The organism is Paenibacillus sp. MDMC362 (genome assembly GCF_003269305.1).
GTDB lineage: Bacteria > Bacillota > Bacilli > Paenibacillales > Paenibacillaceae > Paenibacillus_AQ.
The window spans coordinates 57,258-73,576 of sequence record NZ_QLYT01000033.1; the positions used below are offsets into that span (position 1 = coordinate 57,258).

12 protein-coding genes and 1 pseudogene are annotated in these 16,319 nt (G+C 49.6%); 12 read left to right on the plus strand and 1 reads right to left on the minus strand.

All coding sequences use genetic code 11. The features are described from left to right. The first annotated feature begins 59 nt into the window (after positions 1 to 59). Entirely contained in the window at positions 60 to 1,235 is a 1,176-nt protein-coding gene (locus tag DP091_RS17070) for a DUF4317 domain-containing protein (RefSeq protein ID WP_113059428.1), read from the plus strand. Positions 1,236 to 1,507: 272 nt separating this feature from the next. Here DP091_RS17070 and DP091_RS17075 read toward each other — a convergent pair whose 3' ends face one another. Next, positions 1,508 to 2,269, minus strand: coding sequence for an MBL fold metallo-hydrolase (locus DP091_RS17075; RefSeq protein WP_113059429.1), 762 nt, complete (start codon positions 2,267 to 2,269; stop codon positions 1,508 to 1,510). A 187-nt stretch (positions 2,270 to 2,456) separates the two neighbouring features. Between DP091_RS17075 and DP091_RS17080 the strand changes: the two genes are divergently transcribed. The 11 genes and pseudogenes from DP091_RS17080 to DP091_RS17130 all read left to right on the plus strand — a co-directional run bounded on the left by DP091_RS17080 (position 2,457) and on the right by DP091_RS17130 (position 16,251). Beyond that, entirely contained in the window at positions 2,457 to 2,906 is a 450-nt protein-coding gene (locus DP091_RS17080; RefSeq protein WP_113059430.1) for an Lrp/AsnC family transcriptional regulator, read from the plus strand. Between the two features lie 345 nt (positions 2,907 to 3,251). After that, positions 3,252 to 3,956, plus strand: coding sequence for an ABC transporter ATP-binding protein (locus DP091_RS17085; RefSeq protein WP_113059442.1), 705 nt, complete (start codon positions 3,252 to 3,254; stop codon positions 3,954 to 3,956). Beyond that, positions 3,956 to 6,278: pseudogene (locus tag DP091_RS17090) on the plus strand (ABC transporter permease). Before DP091_RS17085 ends, DP091_RS17090 begins: the two are co-directional and overlap by 1 nt. Continuing rightward, positions 6,268 to 6,729, plus strand: coding sequence for a hypothetical protein (locus DP091_RS17095; protein ID WP_258394596.1), 462 nt, complete (start codon positions 6,268 to 6,270; stop codon positions 6,727 to 6,729). The pseudogene DP091_RS17090 and the gene DP091_RS17095 overlap by 11 nt, the downstream one beginning before the upstream one ends. Positions 6,730 to 6,784: 55 nt before the next feature. Next, positions 6,785 to 7,180 carry a hypothetical protein gene (locus DP091_RS17100; RefSeq protein ID WP_146747009.1) on the plus strand — a complete coding sequence of 132 codons (396 nt, stop codon included), beginning with the start codon at positions 6,785 to 6,787 and terminating at the stop codon, positions 7,178 to 7,180. Positions 7,181 to 7,301: 121 nt separating this feature from the next. After that, positions 7,302 to 8,255: a carbohydrate ABC transporter permease gene (locus tag DP091_RS17105; protein WP_113059432.1), complete on the plus strand. Its 954-nt coding sequence runs from the start codon at positions 7,302 to 7,304 to the stop codon at positions 8,253 to 8,255. After that, a complete protein-coding gene (locus tag DP091_RS17110) occupies positions 8,252 to 9,097 on the plus strand; it encodes a carbohydrate ABC transporter permease (RefSeq protein ID WP_113059433.1) in 846 nt (281 codons plus the stop codon). The genes DP091_RS17105 and DP091_RS17110 overlap by 4 nt, the downstream gene beginning before the upstream one ends. A gap of 111 nt (positions 9,098 to 9,208) precedes the next feature. Beyond that, entirely contained in the window at positions 9,209 to 10,933 is a 1,725-nt protein-coding gene (locus tag DP091_RS17115; RefSeq protein WP_113059434.1) for a sensor histidine kinase, read from the plus strand. Positions 10,934 to 11,047: 114 nt separating this feature from the next. After that, positions 11,048 to 12,373 (plus strand): ABC transporter substrate-binding protein, encoded by a 1,326-nt coding sequence (locus DP091_RS17120; RefSeq protein WP_113059435.1) that lies wholly within the window; start codon positions 11,048 to 11,050, stop codon positions 12,371 to 12,373. 155 nt (positions 12,374 to 12,528) lie between these two features. After that, a complete protein-coding gene (locus DP091_RS17125) occupies positions 12,529 to 14,151 on the plus strand; it encodes a response regulator transcription factor (RefSeq protein ID WP_113059436.1) in 1,623 nt (540 codons plus the stop codon). 15 nt (positions 14,152 to 14,166) lie between these two features. After that, positions 14,167 to 16,251, plus strand: a complete 2,085-nt coding sequence (locus DP091_RS17130; RefSeq protein ID WP_113059437.1) for an alpha-glucuronidase family glycosyl hydrolase — start codon at positions 14,167 to 14,169, stop codon at positions 16,249 to 16,251. The last annotated feature ends 68 nt before the right edge of the window (positions 16,252 to 16,319 follow it).

Sequence of the window (16,319 nt, forward strand, 5' to 3'; positions counted from 1 at the left end):
CGATCCAATAATTTATACTAGATAAGCCAGATTATATTGAAGGAGCTGCCGAATCGGATATGAACAAAAAAGAAGTCGCCAATATACGCAAGCAATTTAAGCTGGATCACGATTTAATGAATATTTACGATATTCTCAATGTCTATATTACAAAGGAAACGAATGAAATCTACCACTGGGAGCGCCTGCCGTTCGAGCTGGTGGATCGGGAGAAGCAAGAGTTATACATGGGTAATTTCAAAAAACTGCTGACCGGCGAACTGGATCAAAAATTGTTCGAATTGAGGTTTCAGGAAGCAGCGGAGGAACCGGCGCAGGTCATGCTTCACCAAGCGCTCGTGTCGGGTGATCCGGAAGAATGGCAGGACTTGATGCTGATGCTGGTGGATCGAATGCTGAAGGATGCCCAATATGAGCGGGATATGGTAGTCACGTTCGTTCGGGGACAGTATTATTTGCCGACCAAGGCGAGAAACGATGAAGCGGAAGAGAGCGAGAAGAACGAGGTGTTCGCCCATCCATTCATTTTATGCAGCGTGAATTCTACGGAGAAACAACGGAAGACGCTCTTGTTCGATTATGTGGAGCGGGAGTTCAAGTACAATGTCATCGTAGATCCGATTATCAAGTTAAGCACGCCGGAGCAAGGATTCCTGTACCCTAGCGTGACGGACAATTATTCCGATGTGAATCGTATTTTGTATTGTACGGGAAAATCGAATTTTCCGGATCCGCATTTTGTCGAACAAGTCTTGAACGGGGAAAGATCCGTGACGGCACTAGAAGAGCGAGCGATCTTCGAGGATATCGTCAAGGAAGTGGCCGGCGAACAGCTCGATTCAGCCACCATTGCCCAGGTGTACGAGGAAATCAACCGGGTGATCGAAATGAACGAAGAGACGAAGGAGGAAGAACCTCCGAAGCTGGATTATAAAGATCTGGAGCGCGTACTGAACGCAAGCGGCGTGGAGGACGTGACAACCGAGAAGGTGGAGCGGGCATTCGAAACCATCGTGGACAATAAGAACTATGAGATGAAAGCAACCAGCGTCATGCCGAAGTATACTTCCAAATCCATTAAGATCGAAACCAAGGTAGCTACGATTTCGATCAGCCCGCAGGATTTAAGGTATGTCAAACAGGTGAATTTCCAAGGTAAACGCTGCATCATGATTGAAGTCGACGAAGATGTCGCGATTGAAGGGTTTACGCTGGCTTCAGAGACGCTTTTATAGACTCGTTCATCGTATAAGCTTCGGCGCGGTGCCGGAAACCTGAGAATATAGGTATGCCATAAATAAAAGAGGCTTGTATGAAGCATAAGAGTCATGTAGGTGTTGTTAACCTATATGGCTCTTTTTGTGTTAAGTATGCTGCGGAAGAAGCGGCGATAAAGACCATAATGTCTGAACCCGCTTCTGTTGTTATTTAAAAGCATGTGGCAAGAAAAAAGACCCTAGAAGCTCTTAGGGTCTTGTAGGAACTTTGGTTTTAATCCATCGATACACTAAAACGTGTAGGATTCCCCGTCATTTGGAATCAAAACATTAGAGGAGATTCCTTTTTCGTTAGTAAAGATATTTAATTCTTCCCTCGATAATGTCCAATGATTAACTGCTTCCATATGGACAGATATAATTTTCGCCTCAGGGGCGGCTTTATAAACATGGTAGATATCCTCTTTCCCCATTACTAGAGATCCGCCTTGAAGGAATTGATTATCTCCTCCATTTACAACAATGATTTCCGGTTTGTGTGTTTCGATGGCTTCCCCTACAGCTTCATACCAAACCGTATCTCCAGCAATATACAATGTTTTCTCGCTTGGGTGCTTCAAGACAACACCGCACACATGTCCGGCAAGTTGTAATATTTCTCCTCTGCCGTGTTCGCCTTTAGTTTTAACTAATCGAATATCTCCAAAGGCTGAACTTTCTTGCAGCACTTCTACATTTTGAAAACCAGCGTTTCTGACTTCTGCCGCGTCTTCTTCGTTTTGTACAAACATTTTAATATCTTTTGGCAGCGCCTCTTTAGCCGCATCGTCCCAATGGTCTAAATGTAGATGGGTGACTATCACAGCGTCTAAGTTGCTGATAATATGGTCAACCGAGGTTGGCAAGCCAACCAAAGGATTGTTTTGATCTTGGCGTAACGAATTAGGGAAAGGCGGATACGCATCTTTTTCTCCCAAAAAAGGGTCGATTAAAAACTTCTTCCCTGCATATTGGACAACAAGTGTCGCATTTCGAATGAGTTGTATTTTCATGGCAATAGACTCCTTTTTTGATTTGGATATAGTTTACTCAGCGGCCAAGTAACCAATACAGGTTCCCTTTGTCAACTTTGGGATAAGGGTTACTGTATAGTAAAATGATAAAGGACATCTTGAATTTATTCGATGCTTCGATGAAACGCTTTTACATTAAATCATTTCACGGTGAAAGGATTATGGTATGCAACTTGATCAAACGGATTATCAGATCCTTCGGTTACTAACCGAAAATTCAAGGATTCAATGGAAAGACTTAGGGAAACAAATTCATATGACTGGACAAGCAGTAGGCAATCGTATCAAAAAACTTGAGGAGAGCGGTGTAATTACAGCCTATTCCCTAATCATCGATGAAATGAAATTAGGGCTTGCTTATACAGCATTTGTTATTATTCATATGAAAACAGCAAATCACGATTCGTTTATTCGTTTTATTATGGATCAACATGAGATAGTGGAAGCACATCGAATTTCGGGAGAAGGCTGTTACCATTTAACGATAAAAGTTTCATCCCAAGATCAGCTGAACCTTTTTCTTGATAAACTTCTCGATTATGGGAATTACAGCTTGAATCTGTCCATACAAAAAATCAAACAACGCAGTACGTTGACCGCCGCACCAAATGAATAGCAAAAGCTTCATTCGAGGATGCCGTCATCGAAGGCTTTACGCTTACTACAGAGAATAAACGGATTGTGTTGCAATTTCAGATAGGATGTATAAGAGTCATGTAGGTGTTGTTCTCCTATATGACTCTTTTTGTGTTCATGATACCAAGCGGGAGAAGCGGCGACAAAGACCCTTCTGAAGACCGATACGTAAATACATCGGCTGCAGGAAGAAATATCCATGAGGCTAGATATGATGGATATAGAATGTAACTTGCGGTTAGTGAGAAGCGGTAGTTTCTTCACAAGTGACCGGGAATGGCAGGCAACCCATTTCCGGAAAATCCAATACGGGGAGATGTACGAAGTGACAACGTTAATCGAATTCAAAAAGGTAACCAAGGCTTATCCAATCGGCGAAGTGACGATTCAAGCCCTTGCGGGTGTTGACTTCTCCATTTTAGAGGGGGAATTCGTCGTGATTCTAGGGGCCAGCGGGGCGGGGAAAAGCACGATTTTGAACATTCTCGGCGGGATGGATACGGCTACTTCGGGACAAGTGTTTGTGGGGGATCAAGAGATTACGGGATGGAGCGAGAAGAGATTAACCGAATACCGCGGCGAGCAGGTTGGCTTCGTCTTTCAATTCTATAACCTGATTCCGAATCTGAATGCGCTGGAGAACGTGGAATTTGCGACAGAGGTATGTAAGGACCATCTGGACGCACGAGATATTTTACATAAGGTTGGACTAACGGATCGTTTGAAGAACTTTCCTTCCCAGCTCTCTGGCGGCGAACAGCAACGAGTTGCGATTGCAAGAGCGGTTGCCAAGAATCCCGCGCTTCTCCTCTGCGACGAACCCACCGGTGCTCTGGATTATGTGACAGGAAAGTCAGTCTTAAAGCTGCTTCAAGATTTGAACCGAGAAACGAAGACATGCGTCGTTCTGGTCACCCATAATTCGGCCATCGCGCCGATGGCGGATAAAGTGATCCGCGTCAAGAGCGGGAAGATCGAGAGCATCACGATCAATGAGCACAAACAAAGCGTTGAAGGGATCGAGTGGTGATGAAGATTTTAGCGTTGAAATTATTAAGGGACATGAAGCAGTCGGTAGGACAATTCATAGCCATAGTATTGGTTATTGCGGTGGGAGCCTTTTTCTACACGGGGCTGGTCACATTGAGCGACAATCTTAGCGGCTATACGAAGGGGTATTTTCAAGAACATAATCTAAGCGACTTGAACGTCTATTACAGTCAAATTTCCGCAGAGGATGTGGCCGGTTTACGAGACATCGAAGGCATTCAACATATCGAAGGGCGTTATACCGTCCAGGCCGAACAGGCTTTTGAAAGTGATAAAGCCTTATTAACGGTGCATTCGATCCCTGTACCTAATGCAATCAACACATCCAGGATGATGGAGGGCAGGATGCCAGCAGGGCCGAATGAGATCCTGTTGGACTCCCACTATGCCAAGGCACATCATTACCGTGTAGGTGATACCATCAGCCTCCGTGTGAATGACAAGGACATGACGTTCACGATTAGCGGCTTGAATGAAAATGTGGAGCATGCCAAGAAGAACGAAACCCAGGACCATCAAGCTTATGGAATCGCTTATATCCCCGAAGAGACCATTCCTGAAATTGCAGGCGGTATGTTCTACAATGAGATCCTGATTGATGCCAAGGACGGTTACGATATTGACCAGTTAGGCCAGGCCATTGAAGCACATTCCCAGTCCCTCCCTTATATAAGCCAGGTCAGTAAAGAACGAACCTTCAACTATTCCCAGACCCAGCAGTCGATTCATAACAATAAGCTGATGAGCAGGGTGATCCCAATCGTTCTCTTTTTGATCGAAGCGGTGATTCTGTTTCTGATCATGTCAAGGATTATCGATTCTCAGCGAAATCAAGTGGGCATTATGAAGGCATTAGGGGTGAAGAAAAGAAGCATCATGCTCCATTACATGGGCTACCCCGTGCTGGCAGGCGTCATCGGCTCCATCTTGGGCTATGCCATCGCCGCCGCCCTGTTCATTCCACTCATTACAACGTCAATTGGAAGATCCTACTCCCTGCCCGACCTGACGTTCACCCTCTCGTTTTTTACGCTCCTTCCTCCGATGATCTGCTCCAGTGCGTTTGGCATGCTGTCCTGTTATTTCAGCGGTAGATCGATTTTGCAAGAACGTGCTGCCCAGGCGATGCGTCCGAAACCGCCCAAGAAGATGAAGAAGCTGCTCATCGAGAAAGTTCCGGGCATGTGGAGCCGGCTTCCCTACAGCTACAAGATCATTCTACGAAATATATTCCTAAATAAACAAAAAGCATTTGCGAGCTCCGTTGGCGTTGTGGTCAGTACGGTTTTGTTGATCACGGCTTTCGGCACGCAGACGGCCCTGCTCAAGGTAGCTGGCCAGATTGAAGAGGTGAATACGTATGATTTACGAGTCGATTATGCGATCGGATCGTTTCCCGATATGGCAGCACTGCCGTCCGGCATAGCAGACCATTATGGGTTGTCCACCTACCCTGTGGAACTCATCCGAGGGGAAAACAAAGAAAACGCTACGCTTGTGGTTACGGAGCAGGGGAATGAGCTGATTCGCTTTTATGATGAACAAGGCAACCGGCTATCGTTAGAGGATCATGGCGTGCTGGTACCGAAATCTTACGCCGATCAGTATCATATTGCTGAAGGGGATACGATCCAGCTTCAATTCACGGCACCGGAGCTTAACCAAACCATCGTCGATATGAAGGTTCTGGAGATCTCCACACAATACTCGAATCCGTCGTTGCACACCAGACTACATGAAGAGTTTGGGTATCGACTACGATCCGGCCTCGCTGTTAGTGAGCGTCCATAACGCTGCAGATCTGGCGGGCGTTCGCAGCTTCTTCGAACAAGACCCGCAGGTGGAGGCCATTGCCGACAAGGACGACCTCAAGAAATCAGCGCAGTATATGCTGAAGCAAAACAGCTTTATTTTCATCATGTTTATCATCTGTGCCGTCATTCTGTCCTTCGGCGCCATCTACACGATCTCTTCCATCAATATTTACGAAAGGAATCGTGAGCTTGCCACCCTGAAGGTATTAGGTTATCCCAAACGTAAAATCAACCGGCTGATCTTCTCTGAGAACATGCTGTTAACCGCTTTTGCGGTCATTGTCGCTCTGCCGATCAGCGGCTATGTCTATTCCATCATCATCCAGGCGCTTTCGAGTACGCATCAGCAAATTCCGGATCAATTAAACCTTGTGATTATGCTGGCATCGGTTGTGCTGGCGTTCATCCTGACCCTCCTCTCCAACCTCATGCTTCGGAAAAAAGTGACCCGGATTCATATGATTGAGTCGTTGAAGGGTGTGGAGTGAAGTAGTTGTTTTAAACCTGCTGTTCGAGTTGGGCAGGAGCGAGATCGAGTTTCCGCCGGATTCGAATCAGTCCGAGAGGCGTGTCCAGGCCGTGCTCAGATTACATCATGATATCGAGATTCGCCTGTCGGGAACCGACCAACGGGAAGGGGAGGAGCGTGTCTCCCTGGTGGTCCACGGTGAGGAAGGCGCCTTGGCATTGGAGAACTGGTGCAACCTGTACCGAAGTGGAAAGGATACCGAACTGCAGCCAGTACCTGTAGAGGACATCGTTAGCCCGCTTCCAATTCTGAAGCAAATCATTCAGATATTAAATGGAGAGTCCGGTCTGATATATGATTTCCATGACGGGTACAACGCTCAGGTTGTTTTAGAGGCCCTGCGTAACCCGGGTGAGGGCTTTACGGATGTAAGGCCTCATTTGATGGGGGACAAGAGGCAGGTTTTTTAGGGCCCTGATGTGTAAATGGGCGTTATCTCAGTTAGCGTCCCCTGGTTTGGGATTGATGGGCGCGGATGGTGATGAAGATAAAACTAAAATTAAAGGAGAACAACCATTGTTAATCCTGCGATTATTCCTTTTGTTTGTTGCCGGTGCTTTTCTCACATGGTTGGGAACGAAGCTGTCTTACATGAGTATTCAGGCTTCCCGATCGTATGCAAGTTCGAGTGCACCTGGAGAATTAACCCAGCAGGATAAAATTGAATTACTCGTTATGCACATGGTTGGGTTTTTGGTTGTATTAGGCATCATTCTTATTCTGTCTTACCTTCTTCCAAAAGGCAGGCAAAACACCAAGACATACACTGTCTACGCTCTGATCATCAAATTAATGTTGGTCATTGTATTTTTCATCATCAACTATGCTTATCTTTTTGTGGATTATCCGGCAAACCTCTGATTCCGCTTTTCCGTTTCCGATGATACATTCTGAAAATATTGAATGATTTTGAGCAATTGTCTCATGTAGTTCCGATCAGCTCTCCATCTATACTTAAGGTACGGAAAAGGAGAGTGAATTCATGGAACGAGCAACATCTTTAGCATCCGATATACCTGTTCGCAAAAAGCCACTTCGCAAGCGCTGGGACTCTCCCCTTGCAGGTTATCTGTTTATTTCCCCTTGGCTGATTGGGTTTCTGGCGTTGACAGCCTATCCGATGCTGTTGTCCCTGTACTATTCCTTCACAGATTACACGCTTATGAAGCCGATCGAGTGGGTAGGCTTGGACAATTACGAACGCATCATTACGGCGGACGACAAATTTGCCCAATCGCTCAAGCTCACGTTTTATTATGTACTCGCCTCAGTGCCACTAAAGCTACTTGCCGCGCTGATGGTTGCGCTCCTGCTAAAAAAGGCCGTGCGCGGGATATCCGTCTATCGGACGGCCATTTATTTTCCTTCCTTAATCGGGGCGAGCATCGCGGTTTCCCTGTTATGGAAAAATATTTTCGGCGTGGACGGCTTCTTTAATAAACTTCTTGGATTCTTCGGGATTCCGGGAACGGGCTGGGTCACGAACCCGGATACCGCATTATGGTCCCTGATTGGGTTGTCGGTATGGCAATTCGGCTCGTCGATGGTGATTTTCCTCGCGGGTTTGAAGCAGATTCCAAATGATCTGTATGAAGCTTCTTCGGTGGATGGCGCGGGTAAGCTGAAGCAATTTTTCAAAATCACGCTTCCGATGCTGTCGCCCACGTTATTCTTCAATCTCATTATGGGGGTTATTAACTCCTTCCAGATGTTTACGCCTGCTTACGTCATCACCGGCGGCGGGCCGATGAACTCTACCTATGTCTATGCGTTATACCTGTATGAACGGGCATTCAGCCGCTATCAGCTGGGGTATTCTTCTTCCTTGGCCTGGATTATGCTGATCTTGATTGTAGCTGCCGCTGTGATCATCAACCTGACATCGAAATACTGGGTATTCTACGAATCCGAGAGTCAAGGAGGGAAAGGAAAATGACGAGACGCCAATGGAACCCCGTGATCCGTCATGCGGTGCTCATTATCTTCAGCTTGATTATGGTTTATCCGGTCATTTGGTGGATTGGCGCTTCGCTGAAAACGAATCAGGAGCTCAGCTCCCCGTCCATCTTCCCGTCCGTGCCGCAGTGGTCCAATTACGTCAACGGATGGAATTCCGTTCCGGGCTTCACCTTTACCGACTTCTATTTGAATACCTTTTATCTAATTACGGCGGTGATCATCGTAACGATCATTTCCTGCACGCTGGTCGCTTTCGGATTTGCAAGGCTGGACTTTCCGCTTCGGGGCTTCTGGTTCTCGCTGCTCATGCTCACGCTGATGCTGCCGGGCCAAGTGCTCATCATTCCGCAGTATGCGATGTTCCACCAGTTCGGTTGGGTCAACACCTACCTGCCGTTCATCGTGCCCCATGCGTTAGCGGGAGGAGCGGGAGGAACCTTCTTCGTCTTCCTGCTCGTTCAATTCATACGCGGGATCCCGCGGGAATTGGATGAATCGGCCAAGATGGACGGATGCAGCTGGTTCGGAATTTATTGGAGAATTGTGATGCCCTTGATGAAGCCTTCCATCGTGACGGTGATTATCTTCTGCTTCCTATGGAACTGGGACGATTTCCTTGGCCATCTCCTGTACATTAATTCGGTCGACAAGTATACGGTAGGCTTGGCTTTACGGATGATTAACGATTCGCAAGGCGGCGCGGAATGGGGACAATTGCTGGCGATGTCGCTCGTATCCATTCTGCCGGCTACGCTGCTGTTTGTCTTTGCCCAGAAATACTTTGTGGAGGGTGTGGCTACCACAGGACTAAAAGGGTAGTAGCTAGGCCTGCCGATATATTATAAAATTAGAAACATTGAGGCCGCGGTTCGCCGCACGGCTTCAATGTTTTTTTCGGATCGGAATGGATAAGCATGGAGGATGAGCGCGATGATCAATCCTTTCAAAAGATACCGGATCGATTCCCTGTTTATTATTTGCTTTGCAGGGCTGATCACCATTGTGCTGGCGATCACGGTATGGACCAGTTATGCCATGACTTCGCGGGAACTGGCCGACAACACGTCGTATTACCAAAAAAGGCTGCTCGAGGAGCTGAACAATGAAATTACGGGCCGCCTGACGTCGATCGAGCAGATATCGCTGACAACGTCCAGGGACAATGATTTACTTACGTTTCTGTCGGGAAAAGAAGATGAGTTCAACCACTATAGGCGGTCCAAGGGCATACAGGAAGCGCTGGCTCATCTTACGTATTCGATTCCGCAAATTCAAGCCATCGATTTATATATGGAACAGCCGGAGTGGGGGGATCGGCAGAGCTATATTCAATTCCATGAATTAATGGAGGCTGCCGGAAAGCCATGGTATCCTTTGCTGCAGAAGAGTGACTTTACCTGGTCAGAGGAGCATGAATTAGCGACCTATAAAGGGAACGTGCCCGTGCTCAGTTTTTCCCGCAAGGTGTACAATAACTCCCGGTACTTGGGCATCCTTGTCGTGCATGTGAAAGCCGATTGGATCCGGGGGATTCTCGAGGGATATTCCAAAGATTCCAACCGGATGCTGCTGGATCTGAACGGGAGGGAGCTGCTGAGCGTCGGGACATCGATGAAGGATGCCGGATTACAGGAGCAGGATTTGCGGTTCGCGGACCAATCCGGTGTGCTTCGGCTGCATACCCAGCCGCATGGGGTCGAGTCTCTGGTCGTCTATTCCAAAGTCGCCGACTCCAACTGGATGCTGGTGGAGATTACCCCGTGGGAGCGAATTACGTCAGGGAGCGTCAAGCTGGCCGGAGCCATTATGACCATCGGCATCGGAGCCCTGTTGCTGGCTTTCTTTTTAACGCTAGGGTTAAGCCGGCAATTGTTGAAGCCGATCACCCAGTTAGTGAGAGCGATGAAGAATTACGATGTGGGAGGGACGCAAGCGGAGCTGGCCGGTGATTACACGAATGAATTTGGTATTCTGTTTGCAGGGTTTCGCAGACTGAATGAGCGAATCCAGGCCTTGTACGCCTCCCTGGCCCAGCGTTACGAGCAGCAGCGAAAGGCCGAAATCGAAGCGCTCCAGGCCAATATTAATCCGCATTTTCTATATAACACCTTGGACCAGCTGAACTGGATGGCGATTGCGGAGGGACAGGAGAAGATGAGCCGCATTCTGGAGCTGATGGGCCGCATGTTCCGCATCGGACTATCGCATGGAGAGAGCTTCATTACCATTGAAGAGGAACTGACTCACGTCGCAAGCTATTTGGAAATCCAGCAGATCAGGTGGGAAGAAGGCTTGGAATATGAGGTGCAGGCCTCCCAGGAAGTACGCAACTTGTTCATCCCCAAAATGACGCTCCAGCCTTTTGTCGAGAATTCCATTATTCACGGATTCAATTCAAGGCAAAACGGCCGAATTCTTATTAAGGCAGAGGAAGCGGGCGGCCGGGTCCGGATGACAATTATCGACGACGGAGGCGGGCTTGCTCCCGAGAGCAAAGGGAACCATCGCCCCAAAGGAGGTTACGGGATCCGGAATGTGAGGGAGCGGTTCTCGGCGTTCTTTAACGAAGATTATGAGATCCTGGTTAAGGAAGGCGAGAACGAAGGGGTGGTTGTATCGATTATCTTCCCGAGGCTTGAGGAAGCACAACCGTAAATCATAATCAGACGATTTTATAATAAATTGTGCATCTCTCTTATACTCCCGACATCCCGGAATTGATAGGATACATATTGACCACAATATATTTGTTTTTAGGGGGAAGTCGGCATGAACAAATGGAAGCGATTGCAGATTCTCGTGTTATTGATGGTGTTCTCCTTGTTAGCGGCGGCATGCGGCGGTAACGGAAGCACCAACACAAACACAGGCAGCACAACCTCAACCGAGAACAACACACAGGCCGAAGGCGGTTCGGCGGCGGAAAATGTCAAGCTCCGGATTATGTGGTGGGGTTCGCAGCCGCGGCACGAAGCGACACTGAAGGCATTGGAGGCATATACGCAGAAAAATCCGCATGTTACCTTCGAGCCCGAGTATTCCGGGATGGACGGTTACCTGGATAAACTCTCTACTCAGGCAGCGGCGCATAACGAGCCGGATATTTTCCAGATGGACCCGGGCTGGATTTCGGACTGGACCTCCCGCAACCAGCTCGAAGAGCTCGACACCAAGGTTAAGCTGGATGAATTGACACCGAGCTTGCTGCCAATTGGACAGAGAGACGGCAAGCAATACGGCGTGCCGCTGGGATCGGTTGCATTCGGGATGATCTACGACAAGGCAGCTCTCGAGAAGCTGGGTGCAACGATGCCGGAAAACGGCTGGACATGGGATGATTTCTTTGCACTGGCGGAAGAGGTAAAGCCTAAGCTGGCGGAAGGCCAATATTTCACGCTGGATTATGCCGGCAACTACTTTATGTTCAGCGCTTATCACTATGCCAAGGGTAAGGGTACCTTGATTACGGAAGACGGCAAATTCAACATTGATGAAGCGACGTTCCTGGAATGGACCAAGAAGTTTGAACAGCTGCGCAAGGACGGACTTGTACCTCCGGCTGATTTGAACGCATCCGACAAGGAAATGGATCCGACGGCAGACCTGCTGGTCAACGGCAAAGTCCTATTCCGCTACTCCTTCTCCAATAACTACACCACATGGGACAGTATGAAGGAAGGGGCGTACGACCTGGTTACGATGCCGCGGGCCGAGGAAGCAGGGGGCTGGCTCAAGCCGTCCATGTACTTCAGTCTTTCGCCGAATTCCAAGCATAAGGAAGAAGCGGCAAAATTCATCGACTGGTTCATCAATGATCCGGAGGCAGGGGCCATTCTTGGAACCGCTCGAGGCGTGCCTGCCAATGCCAAGATCGCCGAGTCGCTGATACCGAATCTTCCGGAAGGCGAAAAGGTCGGAATGAAGCTGATCGACGCAACGACGCCGGATGGACAGATCTTTACGACAGGGCCGGAAGGATGGGTCAACTTCATCGATAAAGACTTCCCGCTTGTCCGGGATGAGCTGAGCTTCGGCAGAACGACACCGGAGAAAGCCTATGAATCCTTGAAGAAGGCCGCGCAGGAATATGAATAACTCCTCAACGGCGATAATTCAGCTTATATTATAGTTCCAGTTTACTCCCGGTGTACGTCATGCCTGAGCGGTTCACAGCCGATCGGGCATGGCGTATTACCGTTAGAGTAAAGCTATTTTCCTTTTTTTTTGCAAATAAGAAGGGGGCTCTTCAGATGTGGAAGATAGGAATCGTGGATGACGACCGCGCCGTGCTGCAGGGAATCCGAAAAGCCATCCCTTGGGATGAACTGAATGCAGAGTGGGCGGGGGAAGCCTTGAACGGGGAAGAAGGGCTTGAAATGATTGCATCGGCCAGCCCCGACATCGTGATTACCGATTTATATATGCCTGTCATGAACGGTCTGGATATGATCGAGCACCTGCGGAAGAACGCCGGCTATTCGGGAAAAGTGATCATTCTGAGCGGTTACTCGGACTTCGAATATGCCCGCCAAGCCTTGCGTCTGGACGTGAGCGATTACTTATCCAAGCCGGTCAGCCTTCCGACGCTGAAATCCGTGTTAAACCAGGCGATATCCGATTTGGAGGAGCGTGAAGAGCTGCGCATCAAGCAGGATGAGCTGCTCCAGAAGCTGCATCTTTACGAGCCTTTCGTTGAGAAGGAGTGGGTCAAATCGGCCGCAGCCGGCACCCTGATGCAATCTGGACTCCAATCGGAAATCCCGGAGCCTTACCGGTATTGGTCCGATTTCGATCATACGGTCATTGGCATCGAGCTGATCTACGATCAACGGGCAGCCAAATTGAGCTTGCCGGACTGGAGCCTCCTTCGATTTGCAATCAGCAATATGGCGTGCGAAATTACGCAGGCGGCATTTCCATGCTTCGACCATACGGATCTTCACACCAACCGTTCGGTGATCATTATTCATCATGATCGAACGGAGTCTGCCGAGCGAGTGCGGCAGCGGCTGGAGCAGCTGGGTGTCCGGTTAATCGACTGCGTGCGGAATTTTTTGAAGCTGAAAATCCGGATCGGCATCGGTGAACGCAAGCGCAGCATAAGGGAAATCGGCATCTCGACGGAAGAAGCCTTCCGCGCGATCGATGTGAATTCCCGGCCTGCGGTTCCGGAGTATGATCTGTATTTCTACAATGCCCAGGAGCCGGGCGATGCGGAGGCCAAGTCACCGGTGCGTCCGATTAAGCTTTATCTGGAGCTGGCCGGCGCGATTCGTACCTCGCAGGAGCATCAGGCGCAGACGATTATAAGGGAATATATGAAGCGGTTGGAACAGGAAGGGAGCATCAGCAAACCCTACGTCAGCATGCTGGCCGGCGAGCTGTGGGGCATTATCGCCTTTGCTTTCTATGAGACGGGGACCGTCGTTGACGATTTCTTCCCGAATGACGGCATTACACGCGAAATGGCGAAGCTGCAGCGTCCATCCGAGCTTGCCGAGTGGCTGATCACCAAGATCGGGCTCGTGTTCGGAAGCCGCGAATGGGGCGGAAACGGAAAGCATCGCCAGGCGGTCGATTTTATGATTGAGTACATTCACGAGCACTACGCCGAGGATCTCACGCTCGGGGGACTGGCGGACAAGGTGTATATTTCGAGAAACTACTTGTCGATGATTTTTAAGAATATGACGGGAGAAACATTCAACAATTACCTGACCAGAGTACGGGTCGAGAAGGCCCGGGAGCTGCTGATGGAGAAAAATGCATTGGTTTACGAAGTGGCGGAGAAGGTCGGATATAAAAACGTTCCATATTTCAGCACGGTATTTAAGAAATTCACGGGCATGAACCCGACGGAGCTCGTGAAATGATCATGAGGAGGCATTATGAACAGCAGTTATGATCCGGCATGGTTGCAGGTTGATGGGGACTCGCTGAAGCGTGCCGCGGCAATCAAGCCGCTGGAACGCTATTTGGGTAAGATCGTGAGCGCGCAGGCGGTTTCTTCGCAAGTATTTCGTACGGCGATTGAAGAATTGAAGACAGGTATTGCTCAGCTGACAGGTGTGCAGCCCTTGCTTCGTGAGGAGATGGATGCTGCCGGCTGCTGCTTGGTCGCAGGGACGCTGGGGAGCATCGAGAAAACGTTGCTTGACGGCTCGCCGGAAACCGGGGAAGCTTGGCGTGCAGGAGAAGAAGGTTACATCATACGCCGCGTCGTAAGAGGAGACCAGGATTACCTCTTGATAGCAGGAGGATCGGACAGGGGACTTCTGTACGGGGTCTTTCATTTTATGCGTCTGCTGCAGACGGGCCAAGGGAACGAAGCGCTTGACCTAATCGAACATCCGAAGTACCGGCATCGCATGGTGAATCAGTGGGACAATATGGACGGAACCATAGAGCGCGGATATGCGGGCCGATCGATATTTTACAAGGACCATACCATCGTCTCGGAGCTGAGTCGTGTCCGGGCGTACGCCAGAATGCTGGCCTCTGTCGGAATTAACGGAATCGCGATCAATAATGTGAATGTGCATCAGACCGAGACGAAGCTGATCACGCCGCAATTTCTGCCGGATGTGGCACGCGTCGCCGATGTGTTCCGCGATTACGGTATCGCCCTCTACCTCAGCGTGAACTTTGCTGCGCCGATCGAGCTGGGGGATATGTCCACAGCGGACCCGTTAGAACCGGACGTTCAGAATTGGTGGAAACAAAAAGCGGCGGATATTTACCGACACATTCCGGACTTTGGCGGATTTCTGATCAAGGCCGACTCGGAGAACCGTCCCGGCCCGTTCACCTATGGACGCCATCATGCGGACGGAGCCAATATGCTGGCAGAAGCGCTGGAGCCTTACGGCGGACTGGTCTTATGGAGATGCTTCGTGTACGATTGCCATCAGGATTGGCGGGATCGCCGGACGGACCGCGCCCGCGCCGCCTATGATCATTTCAAGCCGCTGGACGGCAAATTCAAGGACAATGTGATTCTGCAGATCAAGAACGGCCCGATGGATTTTCAGGTCAGAGAGCCGGTATCGCCATTGTTTGGAGCGATGGAGCGAACGAATCAGCTGCTGGAATTCCAGATTACGCAGGAATATACGGGACAGCAAAGGCATGTATGCTATTTGATTCCGCAATGGAAAGAGGTGCTGGAATTCGATACGCTGTGCCAAGGGGAGGGCAGCAAGGTGAAAGATATTGCAGCCGGACAAGTGTATCCCTTTAAGCACAGCGGCATAACCGCCGTGTCTAATATTGGCGATGACTTCAACTGGACCGGTCACTACCTGGCCCAGTCCAACCTTTACGGTTATGGCCGCTTGCTGTGGAATCCGGAGCTGACGGCAGAGGAAATCGGCGAGGAATGGACGCGATTGACCTTTGGCCCCGATCCGGCGGTGACGAAGACCGTGGTCGACATGCTGATGGAATCGTGGCCGGCCTACGAAAATTATACTTCCCCGCTTGGCGTAGGCTGGATGGTCGTGCCGCATGTTCATTACGGCCCAGACGTGGATGGCTACGAATACTCCAAATGGGGAACGTATCATTTCGCGGACCGCGACGGAATCGGCGTGGACAGGACGCAGGCCACCGGAACGGGGTATGCCGGCCAATATACTGGCGCCAATGCGTCGATGTATGAGCGATTGGAGACTTGCCCGGATGAACTGCTGCTATTTTTCCACCATGTCCCTTATACCCATGTGCTAAAGTCGGGCAAGACGGTCATACAGCATATTTATGACACCCACTTTGCAGGGGTCGAGCAGGTGGAGCAGTGGCTCGCGCGCTGGGACGCCCTGGAGCCTAAGCTTGATCGGCAGCGCTTCCTGCATGTTCAACAGCGCTTGCTGGAGCAGCTGGAAAGCGCGAAGGAATGGCGCGATGTCATTAATACGTATTTTTATCGTAAATCGGGGATCAAAGATGAGCATCATCGCGTGATTTACTCGTAGGGGTAAGGGCCTTGAATTTCAACCTGGGTTGGAATTCGGGGTCTTTTTTTGTTGGGGGAGTAGGGGGA